Source organism: Micromonospora radicis (assembly GCF_003583405.1).
Classification (GTDB): domain Bacteria; phylum Actinomycetota; class Actinomycetes; order Mycobacteriales; family Micromonosporaceae; genus Micromonospora; species Micromonospora radicis.
Map to the genome: position 1 here is coordinate 195,612 of NZ_QXEC01000007.1, position 21,952 is coordinate 217,563.

Annotated in this window: 24 protein-coding genes; 1 reads left to right on the forward strand and 23 read right to left on the reverse strand. The window is 70.8% G+C overall.

Annotation, left to right across the window (positions count from 1 at the left end; all coding sequences use genetic code 11):
- Positions 1 to 28: 28 nt before the first annotated feature.
- The gene (locus D2L64_RS10165; RefSeq protein ID WP_119574716.1) at positions 29 to 814 is read right to left on the reverse strand and encodes an SDR family oxidoreductase; all 786 of its coding nucleotides are present in this window, start codon (positions 812 to 814) and stop codon (positions 29 to 31) included.
- A 97-nt stretch (positions 815 to 911) separates the two neighbouring features.
- Positions 912 to 1,748, reverse strand: a complete 837-nt coding sequence (locus tag D2L64_RS10170) for an IclR family transcriptional regulator (RefSeq protein ID WP_158603489.1) — start codon at positions 1,746 to 1,748, stop codon at positions 912 to 914.
- 288 nt (positions 1,749 to 2,036) lie between these two features.
- Here D2L64_RS10170 and D2L64_RS10175 point away from each other — a divergent pair, with 288 nt between their 5' ends.
- Complete coding sequence (locus tag D2L64_RS10175) at positions 2,037 to 2,747, forward strand: TetR/AcrR family transcriptional regulator (protein WP_233558897.1); 711 nt, start codon at positions 2,037 to 2,039, stop codon at positions 2,745 to 2,747.
- On the opposite strand, the gene D2L64_RS10180 is transcribed toward D2L64_RS10175, so the two are convergent.
- The 21 genes from D2L64_RS10180 to D2L64_RS10280 all read right to left on the reverse strand — a co-directional run bounded on the left by D2L64_RS10180 (position 2,701) and on the right by D2L64_RS10280 (position 21,951).
- Entirely contained in the window at positions 2,701 to 4,215 is a 1,515-nt protein-coding gene (locus D2L64_RS10180; RefSeq protein ID WP_119574720.1) for a carboxymuconolactone decarboxylase family protein, read from the reverse strand. The two genes, D2L64_RS10175 and D2L64_RS10180, sit on opposite strands and share 47 nt — an antisense overlap.
- On the reverse strand, positions 4,212 to 4,574 hold the full coding sequence (locus D2L64_RS10185; RefSeq protein ID WP_119574722.1) for a putative quinol monooxygenase: 363 nt from the start codon (positions 4,572 to 4,574) through the stop codon (positions 4,212 to 4,214). Before D2L64_RS10185 ends, D2L64_RS10180 begins: the two co-directional genes overlap by 4 nt.
- Positions 4,567 to 5,562, reverse strand: a complete 996-nt coding sequence (locus D2L64_RS10190) for an LLM class flavin-dependent oxidoreductase (RefSeq protein ID WP_119574724.1) — start codon at positions 5,560 to 5,562, stop codon at positions 4,567 to 4,569. Before D2L64_RS10190 ends, D2L64_RS10185 begins: the two co-directional genes overlap by 8 nt.
- Complete coding sequence (locus D2L64_RS10195; RefSeq protein WP_119574726.1) at positions 5,553 to 6,791, reverse strand: NAD(P)/FAD-dependent oxidoreductase; 1,239 nt, start codon at positions 6,789 to 6,791, stop codon at positions 5,553 to 5,555. The genes D2L64_RS10190 and D2L64_RS10195 overlap by 10 nt, the downstream gene beginning before the upstream one ends.
- Complete coding sequence (locus D2L64_RS10200) at positions 6,788 to 7,111, reverse strand: 2Fe-2S iron-sulfur cluster-binding protein (protein WP_119574728.1); 324 nt, start codon at positions 7,109 to 7,111, stop codon at positions 6,788 to 6,790. The genes D2L64_RS10195 and D2L64_RS10200 overlap by 4 nt, the downstream gene beginning before the upstream one ends.
- 8 nt (positions 7,112 to 7,119) lie before the next feature.
- Positions 7,120 to 8,538: an NAD-dependent succinate-semialdehyde dehydrogenase gene (locus tag D2L64_RS10205; RefSeq protein WP_119574730.1), complete on the reverse strand. Its 1,419-nt coding sequence runs from the start codon at positions 8,536 to 8,538 to the stop codon at positions 7,120 to 7,122.
- Between the two features lie 12 nt (positions 8,539 to 8,550).
- Positions 8,551 to 10,182 carry a thiamine pyrophosphate-binding protein gene (locus D2L64_RS10210; protein WP_147376222.1) on the reverse strand — a complete coding sequence of 544 codons (1,632 nt, stop codon included), beginning with the start codon at positions 10,180 to 10,182 and terminating at the stop codon, positions 8,551 to 8,553.
- Between the two features lie 9 nt (positions 10,183 to 10,191).
- Positions 10,192 to 10,428 (reverse strand): hypothetical protein, encoded by a 237-nt coding sequence (locus D2L64_RS10215; protein WP_119574734.1) that lies wholly within the window; start codon positions 10,426 to 10,428, stop codon positions 10,192 to 10,194.
- Between the two features lie 10 nt (positions 10,429 to 10,438).
- On the reverse strand, positions 10,439 to 10,915 hold the full coding sequence (locus D2L64_RS10220) for an aromatic-ring-hydroxylating dioxygenase subunit beta (protein WP_158603491.1): 477 nt from the start codon (positions 10,913 to 10,915) through the stop codon (positions 10,439 to 10,441).
- A gap of 47 nt (positions 10,916 to 10,962) precedes the next feature.
- Complete coding sequence (locus D2L64_RS10225) at positions 10,963 to 12,243, reverse strand: aromatic ring-hydroxylating oxygenase subunit alpha (RefSeq protein WP_119574738.1); 1,281 nt, start codon at positions 12,241 to 12,243, stop codon at positions 10,963 to 10,965.
- An 83-nt stretch (positions 12,244 to 12,326) separates the two neighbouring features.
- Positions 12,327 to 13,118: an ABC transporter ATP-binding protein gene (locus tag D2L64_RS10230; RefSeq protein WP_233558895.1), complete on the reverse strand. Its 792-nt coding sequence runs from the start codon at positions 13,116 to 13,118 to the stop codon at positions 12,327 to 12,329.
- A 26-nt stretch (positions 13,119 to 13,144) separates the two neighbouring features.
- On the reverse strand, positions 13,145 to 13,918 hold the full coding sequence (locus tag D2L64_RS10235) for an ABC transporter permease (RefSeq protein ID WP_119574740.1): 774 nt from the start codon (positions 13,916 to 13,918) through the stop codon (positions 13,145 to 13,147).
- Positions 13,915 to 14,739 (reverse strand): ABC transporter permease, encoded by an 825-nt coding sequence (locus D2L64_RS10240; protein WP_119574742.1) that lies wholly within the window; start codon positions 14,737 to 14,739, stop codon positions 13,915 to 13,917. The genes D2L64_RS10235 and D2L64_RS10240 overlap by 4 nt, the downstream gene beginning before the upstream one ends.
- Complete coding sequence (locus D2L64_RS10245; protein ID WP_119574744.1) at positions 14,736 to 15,743, reverse strand: ABC transporter substrate-binding protein; 1,008 nt, start codon at positions 15,741 to 15,743, stop codon at positions 14,736 to 14,738. Before D2L64_RS10245 ends, D2L64_RS10240 begins: the two co-directional genes overlap by 4 nt.
- A 161-nt stretch (positions 15,744 to 15,904) precedes the next feature.
- The gene (dmpG, locus tag D2L64_RS10250) at positions 15,905 to 16,981 is read right to left on the reverse strand and encodes a 4-hydroxy-2-oxovalerate aldolase (protein WP_119574746.1); all 1,077 of its coding nucleotides are present in this window, start codon (positions 16,979 to 16,981) and stop codon (positions 15,905 to 15,907) included.
- Positions 16,978 to 17,910 (reverse strand): acetaldehyde dehydrogenase (acetylating), encoded by a 933-nt coding sequence (locus D2L64_RS10255; protein ID WP_119574748.1) that lies wholly within the window; start codon positions 17,908 to 17,910, stop codon positions 16,978 to 16,980. Before D2L64_RS10255 ends, dmpG begins: the two co-directional genes overlap by 4 nt.
- Positions 17,911 to 17,939: 29 nt before the next feature.
- On the reverse strand, positions 17,940 to 18,719 hold the full coding sequence (locus tag D2L64_RS10260) for a 2-keto-4-pentenoate hydratase (RefSeq protein WP_147376224.1): 780 nt from the start codon (positions 18,717 to 18,719) through the stop codon (positions 17,940 to 17,942).
- A complete protein-coding gene (locus tag D2L64_RS10265; protein ID WP_119574752.1) occupies positions 18,709 to 19,584 on the reverse strand; it encodes an alpha/beta fold hydrolase in 876 nt (291 codons plus the stop codon). The genes D2L64_RS10260 and D2L64_RS10265 overlap by 11 nt, the downstream gene beginning before the upstream one ends.
- Positions 19,581 to 20,150 (reverse strand): NADPH-dependent FMN reductase, encoded by a 570-nt coding sequence (locus D2L64_RS10270; RefSeq protein ID WP_119574754.1) that lies wholly within the window; start codon positions 20,148 to 20,150, stop codon positions 19,581 to 19,583. Before D2L64_RS10270 ends, D2L64_RS10265 begins: the two co-directional genes overlap by 4 nt.
- Positions 20,151 to 20,207: 57 nt before the next feature.
- Positions 20,208 to 21,062, reverse strand: a complete 855-nt coding sequence (locus D2L64_RS10275; RefSeq protein ID WP_119574756.1) for a DODA-type extradiol aromatic ring-opening family dioxygenase — start codon at positions 21,060 to 21,062, stop codon at positions 20,208 to 20,210.
- Positions 21,063 to 21,075: 13 nt separating this feature from the next.
- Entirely contained in the window at positions 21,076 to 21,951 is an 876-nt protein-coding gene (locus D2L64_RS10280; RefSeq protein WP_119574758.1) for an alpha/beta fold hydrolase, read from the reverse strand.
- Position 21,952 lies beyond the last annotated feature (1 nt).

Here is a 21,952-nt window from a genome sequence, read left to right on the forward strand (position 1 = left end):
GAGGTTGTCGCGGGTCGCCGTGCACGGGCTACCAGAGGGTGTCGCCGCGCAGCATCGCTTCGGTGCCCAGGTCGGCAAAGATCACCTGCCCGGTGAGCATCGAGTTCTCGACGCCGGTCAGCCAGGTGAGCAGCGCCGCGATCTCCTCTGGTTGGCCCAGCCTGTCGGCGGTGTTGGGCAGCCGACGTAGCCAGTCCTCGAGCAACTCCGGCGACCCTGTCAGGTCGGACATCATCGGGGTGGCGATAGTGCCGGGCGCGACAGCGTTGAGCAGGATTCCGCTGCCGCCCCAGCCGTGGGTGGGCGCGGTTCGACGCACCCACGCGGCGAGGGCGGCCTTGGAGGATGCGTACACCATCGGGCGTCCGTCGGGATTGACGCGGACGGCGGACGCCTCCCGGCGGGCGCGGGGTTCGTCTCCGTCGCGGCAGGCGGAAACGATCGCGTCGTCGACCGCGAGGATCGATGCCACCGAGCTGATCACGGCGACTCTCGGTGCCGGGGAGTCGAGCAGCAGGGGCCGCAGACCGGTGAGCAGATCGACCACGCCGAAGTAGTTGACGGACACGGTGTCCGGAGTGGGCGCGCGCAGGCCGGCGCAGGCGATGACCGCGTCCAGCCGGGTGCCGGCCAGCTCGCCGAGCGCGGCCAGCCTGCCGTTCGGCGTCGCGAGGTCGGCGCGGATGTCGGCGCCGTCGCGGTCGAGGCCGATCACGGTGTGTCCGGCGGCCCGCACGGCGTGGGCGGTCGCGGCCCCGATACCCGAGGCTGAGCCGGTGACCAGGGTGGTCCGTGGTCGCGGTCCTGGCGTCATCGCACCCTCCGGTCTCGTGTAGGAGGTCCATCCTCGACGTCACACGCCGCGGCGCCCAGCGGAGCATCCCGGTGAGCAGGACGGGTGCTCCGGACGGTCAGTGGTGTTCGCCGGTGGACAGCTCGGCGTCGCGGCGTTCGGCGACGACCTCGGCCAGTTTGGCGGAGATCCGTCGCGCCGTCTCGCGGGCGACGGGTGCGGTGTGTCTGGGTTGGAAGCGCAGGGCCGGAGAGGTGATGGAGACGGCGCCGGCGGCCGTGCCGTCGGGGTAGAGGATCGGCGCCGCGACGCAGGCCACGCCGACGAACGCCTCCTCGATTTCGATGCTGACGTGTGTCTCGCGCACCTTGAGCAGCTGGCGGTAGAGCAGGCCGGGCGCGATGACGGTGTGGCTGGTCTGCAGGGGCAGTGGTTGCCGGCAGACGGCCTCGATGCCGCCGGGTGTGAACGCGAGCATGGCCTTGCCGAGAGCGGTGGAGTGGGCGGGCCGGCGGCCGCCGACGGTGGTCGGGCAGCGTACCGCGGTGTGGCCTTCGAGCTTCTCCACGTAGACGACGTCCCGGCCGTCGAGGACGCCCAGGTGGATGGTCTCCCGGAGTCGGGTGTAGAGGTCGCTGAGGAAGGGGATGGCGACGCGGCGCAGGTCCCGTTGGCGTGCCGCCTGGCTACCCCACTCGAAGACCCGCAGGCCGAGGCTGAAGCCGGTCTCGGTGCGGTCCAGCAGGCCGAGGTCGGCGAGCTGGCTGGCCATCCGGTGCACCGTCGACTTGGGTAGCTGGGTGACCTTGGCCAGGGTGGCGAGGCTGAGTGGTCGGCCGGCTCGGCTGAGCGCCTCGATGATCATCAGCCCGCGTCCCATGACGGACTTGTCCGGGGTGTTCTGCACCTCGGCCAGGGCTTCGGCTAGGGGGTCAGAGGGGGCTATATCGGTCATTGACGGCTCCTGAGGGGGATGTGTCGCCACCCACGCCGCGTGATTCATCGACGTATGACCGCTCACCGACACTTGTTCAATGAGTGTCCCCACACAGTAGGAAGCACGCGGGAAATGTGTCAACGGTCACCTGGTGGAAATCTTTCGGTAAAGATGCAGGTCGGAGAGGCACGGCACGAGGTACGGGCGACGAGAGGATTCCCGCCACCGGACGCCCCCGGCAACCACCACGGGAGTCGGCCGCGTACCATCTGGCCCCGAACGCAACGGGGAGGTGGCGCGGTGTCCATGGCTGACGGCTCGACGCCCCCTCGTCGCCGCCGGGCCACCGCGAGCACCGGAGCCAGCCCCCGACAGCGCCCCCTGCGGGAGGCCCAGAAGGAGCTGACCCGCCAGCGGCTCATCACGGCGGGACTAGAGGTCTTCTCCCAACACGGCTACGCCGCCGCCACCGTCGAGGAGATCACCGAACGCGCCAACGTCGGCCGGACCACCTTCTACACCCACTTCCAGAGCAAGGCCGACGTCGCCTTCGCGGTGGCCTCCGCCCAGGGGCTGTCGCTGAACGCCTCGGTGGCCTCCCTCGGCGAAGCCCGACCGGGTGACCGGGCCTCGGTCTCGGCCTGGCTCGACCGGGTGGCCCGACAGTCCGAGCAGCAGTCGGTACTGGTCACCCTGGTGGTGCAGGCGATCGTGGCCGGCCCGGAGATCGCCGAACACTTCATCGACGTCCAGCGACGCAGCGCCGAGGCCGCGGTCCGTCAGCTCGTCGACGCCGGTTGGCGCCCGACCGAACGCACCACCCAGCGACTGATGCTGCTGATCACCCTGGTCGTCCGATGGATGCACACGCACGTGGTGCAGCGGGTCGCCATGCCGGAGGGCAGCCGTGACGCCCTGATCGACCTGGTGTTGGCCGAACTCGACACGCTGCGGCCCGCCGATCCGGAGATCACCGGTGCCGCATCACGTACCGAGCGACCCGACTCCGGTCGATAGCCGCATGGTGCAGGAACACCTCCAGGTCGTATCCGAGTCGCTCCAGAGTGGCGAAGTACGCGTACTCGACCGTCTCGTCGAAGGCCCGACCGTAGGTGACCCGATCGACACCCCGTTCGGCGAGAGCAGACTCCAACCGCACCCAACCCGCCTGGTCCGCCACCGGGCCGAAGTAGAGATGGTGCACGCCCTCGCCCCGCTGCCGCAGGAAGCCCTCCCGGTACCGGCTCGGTCCGTTGACCGGCTGGATGACCTCGACCCGTAGATCCGGTGTCGCGGGCTTCACCCCGGCCGCGCCACCGCCGATCAACTGGGCCTCCCGTCGCCCACCCACCGCCGCCGAACTGGAGACGAACGCCTCCGGCACCGCACGGCCCTCGTACCGCGCGTCGGTCAGCGACCCGAGCCGGCTGTCGAACTCCAGCACCGGCCACTCCCCCTGCCCGAAGATCGCGGCGTAGGCACGGGTGGCGGCCTCCAGATCCCGTACCACCACACCCAGGTGCGCCACCGGCGCCTCGGCGTAGGCCAGCCTCGGGTCGGCCAGCCCGGTCAGGTCCCAATGTTCCTCGGCGTTCACCCGCTCGTCCCAGATGGACTGCGCGCCCAGGCTGAGCTGGTAGCCGCCGATCTGCCCCCGGGTGTCCAGCCAGTGCATCCGGGCCCCGTCGAGCTCCATCGTCTGTCGCAGCGCGACGCCGTACCCACGAAGCCGGTCCACCGCCGCGCCCGTGGTCTCGACGTCGGCGTCGAGTACGCAGATGTCGTGCACGCCCGGACCCCGGGTGGCCAGCTGCTGTTGGAAGCTGGTCGCCCCGCTCACCGGCTCGACGAGCTCGATGACGACGCCGTCGTGTGTCGAGCGGGCCACCAGAATCTCCCCGTCACAGGCACGACCGTGCATCGTGGTGCGCACCGTGCGGCCGTCGAGCCGGGCCACCCGCCAGTGGGTGAAGCCGAGCAGCCGGGCGTGCTCCATGGCCGCCGCGCGGACGTCGCGGACCACGACACGCAGCCGCCACAACGCCGCCGGGGCGCCGAGCAGACCCCAGTCGGAGGGCTCGGTGGGCTGGACGGCGAGCACCTCGCGCAGAATCTCCCGCGCCTCGATGGTGGGCGGGAACCCGACGTACGGTCCGAGTTGCAGCAACAGCTCGCGCAGTTCCTCAGCCGACACTCCGCTGTGCAGCGCCAGACGCAGGTGCTCCCGTAGCGCCCGGTGCGCGCGGGTCGCCACGTCTACGCTGACCAGGGCCAGGCTGCGGTCCCGCAGGGACAGACCGGGCCGCTCCAGCAGCCAGCCCCAGGTCATCGCGAACGGCACGGCGGCGGCCGTCGCCGCGTCAGGGCCGTCCTCGCGGGCGGCGCCGATCCGCGCGGCGATGGTCTGCGCCGACTGCTCCCCCAGGACGGATGCGTACCTGGCCAGGCCCCGCCTGACCTGTTCGTCGGCATCCCAGAGTGTCATCGGTTCTCCTTTGGCAGGCTGACCCGGTCCCAGTCGGCCGTGGTGACGTTCCAGCGGTACCGGGTGCGTTCCCAGTAGATTTCGGCCACGGCCTCGACCGTGGGATCGCGGTGTTCCGCGCCGCCCGCCTGGCGGCTGAGTTCGCGGTGCCAGTGTTCGTCGAACGCGGCCCGGTCCCGCCACAGCTCCAGCAGCACCAGACGCTCCGGCGTGCCCAGGCTGGCGAACAGCTCGTACTGCAGACAACCGGGATCCGCCAGGGCCTTGGCGCGGTGCGGCGCCCACGCCTGCAGATAGGCCGACGCCCGACCGGGCAGTACCGCGAAGCTGATGCAGAGTCGGACCTGCGGCTCACTCATCGCCGATCTCCTGCCGAATCGCGGGCGTCGCGCTCGGGTCGAGGTCGGCGACCGCGGGTGCCACCTCGGTCAGCCACAGCCGCTGGTGCCGCTGGACGAGGTCGTCGGGCATCCCGGCGATGCTGGACCAGGCGTACAGCTCCCCCACCGGAAGACCGGCCGTCACCGTCTTGATGTGGGCGACGGTGTCCGACGGGGTCAGCACCTGGAACCGAGGGGGCTGCCCGTCGGGCGTCCAGCGCCGCCACGCCTCCGCGTCGATCGGCGGGGGCGGCGGCTTGCCGGTTCCCTCGGCGCCGTAGGCGTGGTAGCTGTTCCACATGTACTCCAGGTGTGGCTTGATCCGTGGCCAGTCCCGCTCCGGGTCGTCGGAGACGATCACCTGGACGTTCGCGCTGATCCGGGCCGGCGCGGTGCACGCCGCCAGGTAGTGCGTCACCACGTCGCGTCGCATCGACAGCAACCCCATCCCGAGCCGACCGGCCAGTCGGGCCCCGCGCGGGCCGAAGAAGCCACCCCAGAAGGGGATCTCCGGTTGCACCGGCTGCGGGGTGACCCGCTCACGCCACCACGTGCGGATCTCCCCGATGCGCCGTTCGAGCAGGCCGTACCGGTCGGTGATGTCGGCGCCGTACGCGGCGTACTCGGGGATCCGGTAACCGACGCCGACGCCGAGATCGAGTCGACCGTCGCTGATCAGGTCCACCACCGCGGACTCCTCGGCGACCTGGACGGCGGGGCGGAGGCCGGCCAGCAGCACGGCGGTGCCCACCCGGATGCGGCTGGTACGGGCCGCGATCGCCGCGGCGAAGGTGAGCGGCTGCGGCAGGTAACCGTCTTCGAAGAAGTGGTGCTCGCTGAGCCAGATGCGGGAGGCGCCGAGCCGTTCGGCTTCGGTGACCAGGTCGAGGGCGGCGGCGAACACGTCCGCGGACCGGCGCCGCCAGCCCGGTGGGTTGCGAAGGTCCAGATAACAGGCTAGGTGCATGGGACCGGCTCCGTCGGGATCTGCTTGAGCGGGGTGTTCAGGTCGGCGGCGAGGTCGGGCGGGATCGACGCGCCCCGACTCAACGCCTGCCGCACGGCCAGGTAGTCGGCCGGCCGGTTGACGGCATGCCCGGCGAGCAGCCGACCCCGGCGGTAGTAGAGGACGCAGAACCGTTCCGGGTCCGGTCCGGCCCGGACCACCACCCGGTCGTGACCGGTGACGAGTCCGGCCATCTGCAGCATCAGGTCGCCCTGTTCGGACCAGAACCACGGCGTCGCCCGGTACGGCTGGAGGCGCCCGGCGAGGCTGGCGGCGGCGACCCGCGCCTGATCGGTGGCGTGCTGGACGGATTCCAGCCGAACCAGTCCCGCGCCAGGCAGCCGGGTGGCCGTGCAGTCCCCGGCCGCCACCACCGAAGGGTGCCCGGTGCGGGCGTACTCGTCGACGACGATCCCGCCTCGACAGTCGAGGCCGATGCGGGTGGCGAGGTCGGTGTGGGCGACCATGCCGATGCCCACCAGCACCAGGTCGGCCGGCACCGTCGTGCCGTCGGCGAGGCGTACCCCGGTGACCCGGCCCCGGTCACCGGTGATCGCCTCGACCGAGGTACCGAGCCGGACGTCGATTCCCCGACGCTGGTGGGCCGACCGGTAGAAGTCGGAGACCACGGGTGCCACGACCCGGGCAAGCAGCCGGTCGGCGGCCTCCACCACGGTCGTGGTCAGCCCCTGGGCGCGCAGCGTCGCCGCCGCCTCCAGGCCGACGAATCCACCGCCGATCACGACCACCGACTCCCGGCCCGGCAGGTCGGCCCGCAGCCGCAGCGCGTCGGCGACGTCGCGTAGGTAGTGCACGCCGTCGAGCCGGGCGCCGTCGACCGCCAGTCGGCGCGGTCCGCCGCCGGTGGTCAGGGCGAGCTGGTCGAAGGCGTACCGCTGACCCGAGTCCGTCTCGGCGACGCCACCGCAGGCACCGAGCCGGATGTCGACCACCCGCTCGCCGGCGACCAGATCGATGTCGTTGGCGTGGTAGAAGTCCATGCTCCGCAACAGCAGATCGCCCGGCTGCGCCCGACCGGCCAGGAACGCCTTGGACAAGGGCGGTCGCTGGTACGGCTGCCACGACTCGGCGCCCACCAGGCGGATCGGCCGGTCCACGCCGTACTCGCGCAGCGATGCCGCGAGCTGGACGGCCGCCTGCCCGCCGCCGACGATGAGGATCCCGCTCACAGTTGTGTCGCCGGTGTGGTGACGCTCAGGCCGTCCAGCTCGGCGGTGAGGGTGAGCTGACAGGACAGTCGGCTCTCCGGACGCCGCGGCGCCGCGGCGCCGTCGAGCATGTCGTCCTCCTGTTCGTCCATCGGGGGCAGTCGGTCGCCGAAGTCGGCGCGCACGTAGACGTGGCAGGTGGCGCAGACGCAGGCGCCGCCGCACTCGGCCACGATGCCGGGTACGCCGTTGCGGACGGCCAGCTCCATCACGGTGTCGCCCACCTCGCCGTCGATCGCGCGGACGACCCCGTCGGCGTCGGTGTAGAAGACCTTTGGCATGCCTGACCTCAACTCTGGTGGATGGCTTTGGTCGCGAGGTACGCCTCGATCCCCTCGGGGCCGTCCTCGCTGCCGTGTCCGCTGTGTTTCATGCCGCCGAACGGGCTGTCGGCACCGCTGATCCGGTCGGTGTTGATGCCGACCATGCCGGCCTCGACGCCGTCTCCGACGGCGAGCACCGTGCGGGCCGACTCGCTCCAGGCGAAGGCGGCCAGGGCGTACGGCAGCCGGTTGGCCAGGGCGATGGCTTCGTCGAGGGTGCGGAACGAGCTGATCGACGCCACCGGCCCGAAGGGTTCCTCGACCATGATCCGGGCGTCCGGCGGCACTTCGGTGAGCACGACCGGATCCCAGAACAGCCCGGCCCGCCGGCCGCCGGTCAGCCGTGTGGCGCCGCGCTCCTGTGCGTCGGTGACCAGTTGGTGCAGGCTCTCGTCGCGGCGAGGGTTGGCAACTGGTCCCATCACCGTCTGCTCGTCCAACCCGTGGCCGACACGCAGCCGGGCGACGCGGGCGAGGAAGCCGTCGACGAAGGTGTCCAGGACGCCCTCCTGGACGTAGAAGCGGGTCGGTGCGACGCAGACCTGACCGGCGTTGCGGTACTTGCCGGCGACCAGGACGTCCAGCGCGTGCTCCAGGTCGGCATCGGCGAAGACCAGCACGGGCGCATGGCCGCCGAGTTCCATCGTGGTGCGCAGCAGTCCGTCGGCGGCGAGTCGCATCAGGTGCCGGCCGACGGCGACGGAACCGGTGAAGGAGACCTTTCGGATCACGGGTGAGGCGAGCAGGTGCCGGCTCACCTGGTCCGGTACGCCGAAGACGAGCTGGGCGACGCCGGGTGGCAGTCCGGCGTCGACGAGTGCCCGCAGTACCTCGATCGCCGCGCCGGGGGTCTCCTCCGCCGGTTTGAGGATGACCGAACAGCCGGCGGCCAGGGCCGAGGCGAGTTTGCGTGCGGGGTTGGCGATCGGGAAGTTCCATGGCGCGAAGGCGGCCACCGGCCCGACGGGTTGTCTGAGCACGAGGCTGCGGGTGCCACCGGGGCGGGCGAGGACCCGACCGTAGAGCCGTGTGGTCTCCTCCCCTGCCCACTCGAGCAGGTTGGCGGAGATGGCCACCTCGACGCGGGACTCCCGCACCGCCTTGCCCTGCTCCAGGGTGGCGGTGACGGCGATGTGTTCGGCCCGCTCCCGCAGCAGTCGGGCGGCTTCCTTCAGCACGGCGCCGCGGTGCTGGGGTGGGGTGCGGCGCCACCGCTCGAAGCCGCGTGCCGCGGCGGCCAGGGCACGGTCGAGGTCAACCTGCCCCGCCAGGGGGAGGTCGGCCAGTACCGCGCCGGTGGCCGGGTCGACGACCGGCCGCACCTGGTGCCCTTCCGGCCCGATCCACTCGCCGTCGATGTGCAGGCCCAACGTCGGGTACGCCATGACTTCTCCCCTCTACAGGTCGTGCCCGCGGAACTCCGCCGGGTCCGTCATCACCTCGACCAGCACCGGGTGCTCGACGTCCCGGCTGGCCACCAGGCGTTCACGCAGTTCGGTGAGGGTCTCCACCCGGCTGCCCGGTACCCCCATGGCGGTGCTGACCTCAGCGATGCGTGGTCCGGCGATGTCGACTCCCGGATAGTCGTCGACCCGCACGGCCCGCCCGTCCAGCCGGCGCAGCGCCCGGCCGACGGCGGCGTACCCCTCGTTGTTGAGCACGACGTAGGTGACCGGGATCCGGTCGCGGGCGGCCGACCAGAGCGCCGGGATGCCGAACTGGAACACCCCGTCCCCGACGATCGCCGCCACCCGCCGATGGGGAAGGCCGAGTTGGACGCCGAGGGCGGCACCCATGCCCCAGCCGAGCGAGCCCGAGCCGGTGGTGAAGAAGTCCTCCGGGCCGCGCTGGACGGCGCGGCGTTGCAGTTCGTCGCCGGCGGTGGTGGCGTCGGCGACCAGGACGTGGTCGCGCAGCACGTCGGTCAGCACCTCGATCACGTCGGTGGTGCGCAGCCGCCGCCCGGTCCGCGGGCCGCCGGTCGGCCGGGGTTCGTCGCCCGGACGCGGGGGCACCTGCCGGGTAGGTGTGTCGGGTAGTGCGGTCAGCAGCGCGGACACGACCAGTTCCTGGTCTCCGGTGAGGGCGACGTCGACCCCGTGCAGCTCGCCGAGGCGGCGCGGGTCGGGGTGGGCGTGCACGACCCGCGCCGCGGGCGGGATCTGCGGCGATGTCGGTGGCTCGAACTCGTTGAACAGCCGGACGCCGAGGAACACGATCACGTCGGCGGCGCGGACCAGCGGATGCTGCGGGTGGTAGCGGCCCCGGAAGTGTGGGTGGTCGGTCGGGAAGCCCGGCCGCTCGAAGCTGCGCAACTCCTCGTGCAGGACGGGAATGCCGCACCGTTCGCTGAGCCGGACGACCCCGTCGACGGCATCGGACCGAGCCACCTCGTTGCCGGCGACCAGCAGGGGGCGTTCGGCGGCGCGGATCAGGTCGGCGGCGGCCCGCACGGCGTCCGGCGCCGGCGCGCCACGACACTCGAAGCGGAACGCGGACACGTCCGGCGCGGTGCCGGTCCATCGCTGTTCCAGCAGGTCCTGGGCGAGCGCCAGCCACACCGGCCCGACCGGCTCGGTCACCGACGCCCGGATCGCCCGGTTGACCTCCTCCGGGACCAGCTGCGCGGTCTGCGACTGCCAGGCCGACTTGACGTACTGCTGGACCAGTTCCGCCATCCGGCGGGCGGTGGTGAAGCCGTCGTGGGACTGTACCGACCGGTGTTTGACCCCGTTGAGTACGACGACCGGCGAGTGGGCCAGCTGCGCGGCGTACAGGTGGCTCAGGCCGTTGGTCAGTCCCACGTTGGCGTGCAGGTACGCCACCGTGGGGTTGCCGGTCGCCCGGGCCAGGCCGTCGGCCATCGACACCGCCACGCTCTCGTGGGTGGTGAGCACGAGGCGTGGATCCGTCCGGCCGGTCAGCGCGTCGAGGACGGCCGCCTCGGTGCTGCCCGGACAGCTGAAGATCCGATCGATCCCCCAGTCGCGCAGCACGTCGAGCATCGTGTCGGCCACGGTCGGTGGCATGTTCACCTCCTAGGGTTCGTCGATCGCCGGGGCGGCGCCGCGGCGGTACGCGCCGACCCGCAGCCAGGCCGCGCGGTCGTCGTCGGTTGCGGCGCAGAAGCTGGACAACTCCAGCGGTTCCAGGTACACGGTGCGGCCGTTCTCGAGGTCCTCGACCTTGAGTCGGGGGCCGTTCGCGCTCCGGTCGACGGTCACTCGGACCAGGGCGAACTCGCTGGCCATCAGGCCGTCGTCGGGGTCGGACATGGGTTCGGTCTCAGAAGATGATGGTCAGGGCCGGTAGGGCGCTCTGCCCGTCGATGAGTCGGATCCGTTTCTCCCGGATGCGCCAGCCGTCCGGGGTGGTCACGGCCCGGTGCTGGTAGCTGCCGCCGAAGGTCTCCTGCCGACCGCGGCGGCTGTAGAGCAGCAGAAACGGGGTGAAGCAGGAGACCTCGTCGGCGTCGCGGGCCAGGTGGACGGGTTCGCCGAGTACCCGGGCGGTGCGGGCCGGTGGATCCTCGGTGTGTGCGCCGTTGGCCGTACGCCAGACCCGGTCGGTGAGCCGCGCGTGGTCGTCGAAGACATGACACAGGGTGTCCGGCTCGTCGGCGGCGTCCGGGTCGACGGGCATCCAGTACCGGCAGTCTTCGGTGAACAGATCGAGCCAGCCGTGGTAGTCCCGCTGGTCCAGCAGCATCGCCTCCCGGCGCAGCAGGACCGCGAGTTCGGCCGGGACGGTTTCGACCGCCATCACCACACTCCTCATCGACTCGTGGACGAACCTGTTGGGGGCGCCGGTCACCACTGCTTGGCCATGAGCGCACGCCACTGCCGGTACTGGCCTCGTTGGGGTGTCTCGTCGGTGATGTCACCGCGCTGGGAGCCGTCGGCCTCGGTCACCTCCCGGTCCAGGCCGCGATCCAGCCGGATCCACGGGTCGGTGCCGGCGGAGTTTCCCTCCTTGATCCGGTCGAACATCTCCAGGTCGTCGGGCTGCCCGAAACCACTCGGCCCGTAGAACAACTCGTGGTAGCGCAGCCGGAGACGGTTGATCGGGTCCGGGCCGCCGTCGGCGAGCATCGGGCGCAGCACCACGTCGGTGCGGTCCACCGACACCGGGTGGATCTCTCGCAGGTGGATGCCCACCAGCGCCAGATTGGGGAAGATGGCCAGGTTGAAGCCGGGTCCGGGGGTGGCGGCGTAGAGCTGCTCGCCGTCCGGTACGCCGAAGAGCGCGTCCAGGTCCGTCCCGGGTGCCGGAGCGCCGGGCAGGGTGTCCAGCCGGCGGCGTAGTGCCGGGCCGGCGGCCACCCGCTGGTCGAGCATCGCGTGCCCGTTGCCGAGGGCCACCGAGTCGGAGGTGCGTTTGGCCGAGACGTACTGGGCGGGCTGCGCGGTCCGTGCCTGCATGATCGAGAAGAACGAGGCGTGGGTGAAGTTCGCGTGGTATCCGTCCAGGCTGTTCTCCATCTGGATCTTCCAGTTGGCGGGGTAGCGCAGCCGCTGTGCCTGCGGTGCCGCCCGCAGTCCGTGGCCCGGGATGTGGTCGATGAAGCGGTCCAGGAACTCCAGCGCCGGGCCGAGGTGCTCGCGCAGTGTCGGCACGTCCCGGTCGAACGAGGCGAAGACCAGTCCCCGGTAGGACTCGACCAGCGGTGCCGACTCCAGCGACAGCGCGGACTTGTCCAGGCCCGAGTAGCCCTCCTGGTATGCCACGCCCGTGAGCCGCCCGGCCTGGTCGTAGGTCCAGCCGTGGAAGCGGCACCGGAAGGAGGTCGCGTTACCGGTCGGCCACTGGCACACCGTGGCGCCGCGGTGCCGGCAGCGGTTCATCAGCACGTGGATGGCGCCGTCGCGGTCGCGGGAGAGGATGACCGGCTTGTTGCCGACCTCCGTGGTCTTGTAGTCGCCGGGACGGGCGATCTCCGACTCGTGTCCGACGTAGACCCAGGTGTGCATGAAGATGTTCTCCATCTCCATCTCGAAGACCGTCGGGTCGGTGTAGACGTCGCGGTGCACCCGGTCAGGAAGCACCAGGTCGAGCGCGTTTCCCTCGGCACCGTTCACGCTTGTGGTCATCCTTTCCTCCCTGTCTCTGGCCCAGCATCGGAAAGATCGCCGGCCCTGCCTACCGTGGTGCCCCGCTGAGTGGGACGGGGCCGTCACTGGCCCGGCTGCCGGTCGTCCCAGCGGTTCTTGACCGCCCGGTAGACGTGGCTGCGGAGCTTGACGAACTCGGCGAGTTCCTTGGTGCCGATCTGGTCACGGGGAAACGGCAGAGAGACCTCCACGATCTCGCTGACGGTGGTCGGTGGTGGGGTGAGCACCACGATGCGGTCCGCCATGTAGACCGCCTCGTCGATGTCGTGCGTGATGAACAGGACCGTCACGTTGAACTCGGCGCGCAGCGCCACCACGGTGTCCTCGAGTTCCGCGCGGGTCTGCGCGTCCACCGAGGCGAACGGTTCGTCCATCAACAGCACCTTGGGCTGGTACGCCAGCGCCCGGGCGATCGCGACGCGCTGCTGCATGCCGCCGGAGAGCTGGAACGGCTTCTTGCGTTGTTGTCCGCGCAGCCCGACCGCGGCGAGGGTACGCTCCACCCGGTCGTTGATCTCGTTTCTCGGAATTCCCTTCCCGGCCAGGGGAAAGGCCACGTTGTGGGCGACCGACATCCACGGATACAGCGATCTGCTGTAGTCCTGGAAGACGATGCCGAGTCCTTCCGGCGGCTCGGTGACCGGGATGCCGTTCAGGACGCTGCGCCCGTCGGTCGGCGGCAGCAGACCGGAGATGCACTTCAGTAGTGTCGTCTTGCCGCAGCCGGACGGCCCGACCACGGTGACGATCTCGCTCTCGTTGACGTCGAAGGTGACCGAATCGATGGCGCGATAGGCCGATCTCCCTTCGCCGTAGATCTTGCCGATTCCCTCCACGGACAGCAGTGGCGCCACGGCAACCTCCTCTGTTGGTCCGGGCCTCAGCGGCCCTTGCTCGCGTAGTACCAGGACAGGACCAGCCGTTCGGCGCGGACGAACAGCAGATTGAGCAGATAGCCGAGTAGGCCGAGCATCAGGATTCCGGACCACATGTCGGCGAAGGCGAACGTCCGCTGCGCCTGGATGGTCACGTAGCCGATGCCGTTGGTGCTGGCGAACATCTCGCTGATGAGCATCACGACGACGGCCACCGAGAGGCTGACCCGCATCCCGCTGGCGATCCGGGGCGCGGCGGCCATCAGGACGACCCGGGTCAGTCGCCGTCGGTGACCGATCCGGAAGGCACGCGCGGTGTCCAGCATGGTGGGGTCGGTGTCGGCGACCCCGTCCATGGTGTTGAGCAGGATCGGCCAGACGCAGACGAACGTGATGAGGAAGACCTGCATGTTGGTGCCGATGCCGAACAGCAGCACCGCGAACGGGAGCAGGGCCGCGGACGGGATGCTGCGCAGGAAGCTGATCAGCGGTTCGACGATCTCCCCGAGCGGGCGCCAGAGCCGCAACAGCAGGCCGGCCCCGACGCCGATACCGACGGCGAGCAGATAGCTGGCACCGAGCCGGGCCATGCTGGGCAGGAAGTCGCTGACGAACCGTTCGTCGAACCAGTTGGACCAGAACGCCTCCAGCACCCGACTGGCGGGTGGGAAGAACGGGTTGTCACCGTCGGCGGTCGCCAGCCACCAGTAGCTGAGCACGACGATCGGCAGGGCGATCTCCCAGGCGAATCGGCCGATCCGGCCGGCCAGGCGGGTCATGACGTCCTCGCTGAGGGCTGGTAGTCCAGGAAGTGGCGCTGCACCACCGAGGTGGCCGCGTTCATCGCGATACCCAGTGCGCCGGTGACGGCGATGAAGACGTACATCGTCGCCGGGCGGTTGGCGATGGCCGCGTTGTTGATCCCCGCGCCCAGGCCGGAGGACCAGACCAGGACCTCCACCGCGACCGCCACCAGCAGCGCGATCGAGCCGGCGATCCGGATGCCGGTGAACGCGAACGGCAGGGCCGCCGGCAGGGTCACCGACCGGAAGGCGCGCCATCGGCCGACCCGGAAGGCTCGGGCGGTCTCCAGGGCCAGCGGATCGATGTCGCGTACGCCGTAGACGGTCTGCAGCAGTACCGGGAAGACGCAGCCGAACACCACCATCAGCACCTGCATCCGCAGTCCGCTGCCGAGCAGGAGGACCACCAGCGGCAGGATCGCCGGAGCGGGGGTGGCGCGCAGGAACTCCAGCACGAAGCGGACCGCGCGGAAGGCACGGTCGCTGCTGCCGAGTGCCGCGCCGAGCGGCAGGCCCACGGCGATCGCGATGGCCAGCCCGGTCATCGCGCCGCTGAGGGTCTGCCCGATGGCCTGCCAGAGCGTCGGCTGGGTGATCTCCACGCCGGCCGCTCGGACCAGTTCCGTGATGCTGGGGAAGGCGCCAGCCGGCAGGCCGGCGAAGGCGGCGATCCCCTGCCAGCAGCCCAGGGCCAGCAGTGTGGAGCCGGCCACGCTGAGCGCTTTGCGGGTGCGCCGGGTGCGCGACCGCGAGCTGGTGCCCGCGGCCGCGTCCGGTCGCCACAGGTGCAGGATCATGAGGCCCGTACGGCGTCGGCGAAGATCTCGTCGATGTCGGGCATCTTGTCCAACATCCCGTACTTGACCGCCACCTCGGCCTGTTCCCGGGCCGAGTCGACGTTGATGCCCGGCGCCCAGTGCGGCGCGGTCATCTCGGCGATGACGTCGGGGGTCAGCTGGGTGATCTCGGCGGTGGTCTCCCGCGCCTCGTCGACGTGCTCGGTCGCGTAGTTCAGCGACTTGATCAGCGCCCGTTGGAAGCAGGCGACGGCATCCGGCCGATCCTGCAGGTACTTCTTCGAGGTCGCGTAGATGGCGCTCTGGAACGGGTGGGTGAACGTCAGGTACGGGTCGGCGACCTTGCGGTAGCCGGCCCGCTTGGCCAGCGTCGTGTACGGCTCGCCGGTGAAGATGGCGTCGACCTGACCGGCCGCGAGGGCGTCCACCGTGCTGGGGAACGGCACCTCGACGAAAGTGACCTTGTCAGGGTCGGCGCCGGCCTTCACCAGCGCGTTGGTCGCGGCCACCTGGAGCAGACCCTTGAGGGCGTTGACGCCGATCGTCTTGCCCTGAAGGTCGGCGATGCTCTGCACCGGGCTGTCCTGTTTGACGAAGATGTGCCCGTTTGAGGCCGCCACGTCAACGCTCTTGACCTGCCACTGCGCGTTGTTCAGGGCGACCATGGGCAGGCCGTTGAGCCGAGCCTGCATGTACGGCAGGGTGGCGGTGTAGGCGAACTGGTTCTCGCCGGAGATGACCGCCGCGATGGTCGCCGAGCCGCCCGGGGCCGGGCCGACCGTCAGGTCGATCCCCTCGTCGGTGAAGAAGCCCTTCTTCTTGCCGAGGTAGATCGGTGCGGCGTCGAGAGCCGGCAGCGTCGCCACCTTGACGCTGGTGGGGGTGCACGGGCCGGTCTGGGAAGCGGCGGCGTCGGCGGGGCTGGGGGTGTCGGTGGATCCGCCACAGGCGGTAATCAGCAGGAGCAGGGCCGCGCTGGAGAAGGCGAGAAACGGACGTTGCATCGAAGACCTCACTTAAGTGTTCCTGAGCGGGGACAGGGGTTTCGATCGCCGAGTGGATCCGGGTGAGGCTGGACCCTGATGCCGTGCCACCAGGCTGCGAGACGGCGATCCGGTGGACAAGAAAGGCGTTCCGTTCGTCGGAACGTCGGACCGATGTGTGATCAGGAGGGTTGGCGGCGCTGCGCCAGCGCGATCGCCACGTCGATGATCAGGTCCTCCTGGCCGCCGACGGGACGATGCCGACCGAGGGCCCGGATGATGTCCGCCTCGGCGACCTGGTACTGCTGCGCGGCTCGACGAGCGTGCAGCAGGAACGAGCTGTAGATGCCGCAGTAGCCGAGCAGCAGGGCGGTGCGGTCCAGCGCGGGCAGGTTCCCGGCGCAGATGCGCGCCACGTCGTCCGCGGCGACGTCGATGAGGGCCTGGGTGGCGATGCCGGTCTCGGCGCCGCACCGGTCGAGGGCGGCGACCAGGACCTCGGTGGCGGCGTTGCCGGCACCGGCGCCCAGTCCGTGGCACGAGCCGTCGAGATGGTCTGCTCCGGCCATCGCCGCGGCGAGGGCGTTGGGTACGCCGGAGCCCAGGTTGTTGTGCGCGTGCATCCCGACCGACACCTCCGGCGGCAGTGCCGTCCGCAGTGCGGCGACCCGGGTGCTCACCTGATGCGGCAGCAGCGCACCGGCGGAGTCGACGACGTAGACGACCTGGGCGCCGGCGTCGGCCATCACCCGAGCCTGAGCCGCCAGCCGGTCCGGCGGCAGCATGTGGCTCATCATCAGGAAGCCCACCGTCACCAGGCCCAGTTCGCGGCCCTCGGTGAGGTGTTGGGCCGCGATGTCCGCCTCGGTGCAGTGGGTGGCCACGCGGATGACGTCCAGCCCCTGATCGGCGGCGCGACGCAGGTGCTCGATGGTGCCGACGCCGGGCAGCAGCAGAGCCGCCAACTGTGAGTCGGTCAGTTGGGCCCGAGCCGTACGGATCAGCTCGTCGTCCGGGCAGCGGGCGAAGCCGTAGGCGAACGACGACCCGCCCAGTCCGTCGCCGTGGGTGACCTCCACCATCGGCACCCCGGCCCGGTTCAGGCCCGCGCTGACGGTGGCCACGTCGTCGGCCGAGAACTGGTGCCGCACCGAGTGGGATCCGTCGCGCAGGGTCGTGTCGCAGATCTGGATGCGCCGGCCCGTCAGCGGTGGGACGTGGTCGGTCGAATCGACCACCGGGGAGTCGGTCGTGCTCATGCGCCCACCTCCGCCTTGAGCTCCGGTCGGATCCGCTCCGCGGTGGCGATGGCCGCCGCGGTGATGATGTCCAGGTTTCCGGCGTACGACGGTAGGTAGTCGGCGGCACCGGTGACCTGGAGGAACACGCTCACTCGGAGGCCGCCGTCAGGGCCGCCGCGCGGGGTGATCTGGACCGGGGCGCTCATCCGGTACCCCGGTACGTAGCCCTGTACGGTCTCGACCATCCGTTCGATCGACTCGGTCACCGCGTCGACGTCGGTGTCGGCGGCGACGGCGGCGAACACCGTGTTGCGCATGATGAGCGGTGGATCGGCCGGATTGAGGATGATGATCGCCTTGCCCCGGGCGGCACCGCCGACGCGGCACAGGGCGTCGGCCGTGGTCTCGGTGAACTCGTCGATGTTGGCCCGGGTGCCCGGTCCGGCGGCCCGGCTGGCGATGGTGGCCACGATCTCCGCGTAGGAGACCGGCGCGATCCGGGAGATCGCCGCCACGATCGGCACGGTCGCCTGGCCGCCGCAGGTCACCAGGTTGAGATTCGGTTCGGCCCGGACCTCGGTGAGGTTCACCGCGGGTACGACGTACGGTCCGACGGCGGCCGGGGTGAGGTCCAGCACGGTCAGCCCGGCCGCCCGGTAGCGGGGTGCGTTGGCGAGGTGGGCCGCCGCCGAGGTGGCCTCGAAGACGAGGTCGATGTCGGGTGCCGCCGCGAGCAGCGCGTCCACTCCGCCAGCGGTGGCCTCGATGCCGAGCCTGCGGGCCCGCCGCAGGCCGTCGGACGCGGGATCGATGCCGACCAGCAGTCGCGGTTCGAGCACGGTCGAGCGGCGCAGCTTCAACAGCAGGTCGGAGCCGATGTTGCCGGAGCCGACGACGGCGCAGCGGAGCCGGTCGGTCGGCGTGTCGGCGCCGCGGATGTTCACCATGGTTCTCCTCCGGCGGGGGTGGGGTCGGATTAGGGACGGACCGACAGGCGTACCGGCGCCAGGCCGGCGATCTCGGCCGTGATCTCGTCTCCGGCCGTGATGTCGGTGGCGGCACAGGGCGATCCCGACAGGACGACCTGACCGGGCAGCAGGGTGACGCCGAGCCGGAACAGCGTGCGACTCAGCCACGCCACCGCGTGCAGCGGATCGCCCATGACCTCGGACAACGGCGCCGAACCCACCGTCGCGCCGTTCTTGCGCAGCGTCGCTGTCAGCGGGCGGACGTCGGCCGGGCAGGGTTGTCCCGGTCCGAGGGCGAACCGCGCACCGGATCCGTTGTCGGCGACCGTGTCCGGCCAGGCGATGTCCCAGTTCTCGATGCGGCTGTCCACGATCTCCAGCGCGCAGTGCACCGTGCCGGTCGCGGCCCGTACCTCCTCGGCGGTCACCTGCGTCGATCCGAGCGGCGCGGCGAGGACCAGGGCGAGTTCCGGTTCGGCTCGTGGCCAGAGCAGTTCGGTCGCGTCGAGCACGCCACCGTCGGGCATCCGCATGTCGTCGAGCAGGTGGCCGAAGTCCGGCTCGTCGACACCGAGCAGGGTCTGCATGCCGGTGCTGGTCAGGCCGACCTTGTAGCCGACGGTCCGGGCGCCGGCAGCGGTCCGCGCCTCGATCTGCGCGAACTGCACCCGGTAGGCGTCCTGTGGTCGGATCCACCAGGGTGGACCGGACACGCGACCGACCGGTCGGGCGTGACGTTCGGCGGCCTCCAGCGCGGCGGCGGCGGCCCGGATCCGGTCATCGGTCACGATCGCCGCCCACGGTTCCCGCGCGTTCGGTCGCGGCACCACCGGCGGCCCGGCCGCCGAGAAAGTCGACGACGAGTCGGGTGAACTCGTCGGCGCGTTCGATCTGCACCCAGTGTCCGGTGTGCGGAAACACGTGCAGCGTCGCGTCGTCGATGGCGTCCAGCAGCCGCAGCGACGACTCCAGCGGAATGACCTGGTCCTCGCGTCCGTGCACCAGCAGGGTCGGTTGCCGCAGGGTCGCCAGCCGGGATCGGGAGACGGCGAGTTCGTCGATCCACCGTTGCCGGGGGGCGGGGAACATGGCCGCCCAACGCTCCTGCGCGCCGGGCTTGGTCGAGGCCCGGTACCGCTGCTCGGCCAGCGACGGCGGCAGGGCGGAACGGTCGTGCACGAAGTAGGTCAACAGCTCTTCCATCGCCTCGACCGAGGGTTCGTATCCCCAGACGGCGTCCAGACCGGCGGTCAGCGGAAACTCGGTGCCGACGCTGCCCATCAGGACGATCCGTTCGACCCGGTGCGGGTGGGTCACGGCGAACCAGAGGGCGAGTGCGCCGCCGAAGGAGTTTCCGACGACGCGGACCCGTTCCACCGCCAGTTCGTCGAGGAAACTCGTCAGGTGGCGCAGCCAGACGTCGAGACCGTGTTCGTCGCCGCTGGTCTCGGTGTAACCGAAGCCGGCCACGTCCGGGGCGAGCACCCGGTGCGTACGGCTCAGTTCCGGCAGCACCAGCCGCCAGTTCGCCCACGCGGTCACGCCGGGCCCCGAGCCGTGGATGAGCAGGACCACCTCACCGTCGCCGGCATCGTGGTAGTTGGTGGTGAACGGGCCGTGGCGCAGGGTGCGGCCGATCTCCGGGTCGGTCACTTGGCGGCCACCGTCGCGCGGGAGTCGAACAACTGGGCCGCCTGGTACAGCTCTCCGGCGAGCAGGCACAGGCCGTCGCGGGCACCGTCGAGGCCGCTGCCCGGGCCGGCGCCGGGACTGGTGTTGACGACGCAGCCGTACGGTGTCGGCCAGCCGCGCAGGGCGTGCACGATACTGCGCAGCGTGGTCAACGTGCCGACCCCCGCCTGCCAGCCCTTCGCCACGGCGATGCAGCCGACCGGCCGCCCGGAGAAGTAGGGCGGGCTGTCCAGCGCCAGGTCCTCGGTGTAGTCGAGGGCGTTCTTGAACATGCCGGAGACCGTGCCGTGGTACGCCGCACCGGAGAGCACGATGCCGGAGGCGCGGCGCAGTTCGCCGACGAAGTCCGCCGCGGCGGCGGTACGGGCCGGTGCGGTGGGGTCGTACGTGGGCAGCGCCTTGAGGAACTCCCCGGTGAACAGCCGGGTGTCGGCGCCGAGCCGGGAGATCTCCGTCATCGTGGTCCGCAGCGCCTGGTCGCTGGACGAGACCGGGCTGACGGTTCCGCCGATTCCTACGATCAGCATGGCAGGCCAACCTCTCCTTGGTTTCTCGGGTCAATGTCGTCGCTGGTGCGCATCGGGTTAGCCGGCGCCGACCGCGACGCCCATCCCGGTGATCCATTCGGGAACCGGGCGGTAGGTGAAGTCGCCCTGGGACGGCGCGGCGGCGGCCCAGGCCGCGACCCAGGTGCGGATCTCGTGGGTGCCGGAGCCGACGGCGTCGAGTTCGACGTCGTCGATTCGGCGCAGCGCGGCCCAGTCCGACGTGCACAGGTGGCGCAGGAACCGGTCGTCCCAGTCCGCGTCGATGTGTTCGGCCGCCTGCGCGATGCTGCGCCGGGCGACCGCCTCGCGTTGCGCTTCGGGCAGTGTGGTGACGTGTGCCCGCATCGACGGTGGCTGGTGGGACAGGCCGCCGGAGGCCACGTACAGCACCCGGCGACCGGTGCCGGCGATCACCTGTCCCACGGCGCGCCCCAGTTCGATGGCCCGGTCGACCCGTTGCCGGGGCGGCCTGGCGCAGTTCAGCACGATCGGCAGGCTGGGCAGCGCACCGAGCGTGCCGAACAGTTGCTGGAAGGTCTGACCGAACCCGTGGTCCAGTGCGATGTCCGCGCCGAGCGCCACGTCGAAGGTCCGATCGACGAGCGCGGCGCCCAACTCTTCGGCGACCTGGGTGTCCACGGCGTACGCCGCCGTGGAGGTGCCCCAGTCGCCGTAGCCGTGGGCGGAGGTCACCACGGTCACCGCCGGCACCAGATTGGTAAACGCCCGGGAGTGGTCGGGACCGAAGAACACCACCAGTTCCGGGTCGAAGGTGGCGATCCGGTCCTTCGCCTCGGCCACCGCCTGCAGGAAGTCGCGCCCCGCCGTACCGGCGTCGGCGCTGTCGATCAACGGGCTGTGTGCGGCACAGACCACCATTCGCTGGAGCATCGTGGCAACTCCTTCACGACTCGGTGCGGCGGAGGAATTCGATGACGTGGGCGTTGAACGCGGCCGGTCGTTCCCACTGCGGCCAGTGGCCGGTGTCGGGGATGACGATCAGCTCGCCGTGCGGGGTGAGGCGGGCGGCGCGGCGTGCCCCGGCCACCGAGCCTGCGGGGTTGTGTTCACCCCAGAGGTAGAGGGTCGGCGCGGCGATCTTCGCCAGGTGCTGCTCGGTGAGGCCGAAGCGCTGCCGCGCCGGCGAGTCGTAGGGGATCATGTGGTGCAGCTTCGGCAGCAGCTCCGGTACGCCGGGCAGCGAATACAGCCGCAGCCGCAGGTCGACCAGCTCCTCCGAGCACAGCGTCGGGTCGTGGAAGAGGGTGTGCAGGCGGGCCCGGACCGTCTCCCGGGTCACGGCGGTGAGCGCGTTGTTGGCCCGGATCAGGCGGCGGCGTTCACTGGACTCCACCTCCTGCTCGCCCTCGGGCCAGCGGAACACCGCGCCGACGCAGTTGACCATCCGGTCGACCAGGTCGGGACTTTCCATCGCCAACCAGGACGCCACCCAGGCCCCCAACGAGACACCGGCGAAGTGTGCCCGGCTGATGCCCAACGCGGCGAGCAGCGCACGTACGTGCGCCGTGTAGTCGCTCACGACGTACGCCAGGTCGCGGGGTTTGTCGCTGAGCCCGTGGCCCACCAGGTCCATCGCGACGACCCGGAAGTGCGCCGACAGCGCCCGCACGTTGTGGGCCCAGCCCTCGACGTGACCGCCGGTGCCATGTAGCAGGATCAGTGGCGGCCCGGACCCGGCCTCCACGATGCGGGTACGGACGCCACCGACGTCGAGGTGGCGCATGTTGACGCCGAGCAGCGCGTTCCACAGCGTTTCCATG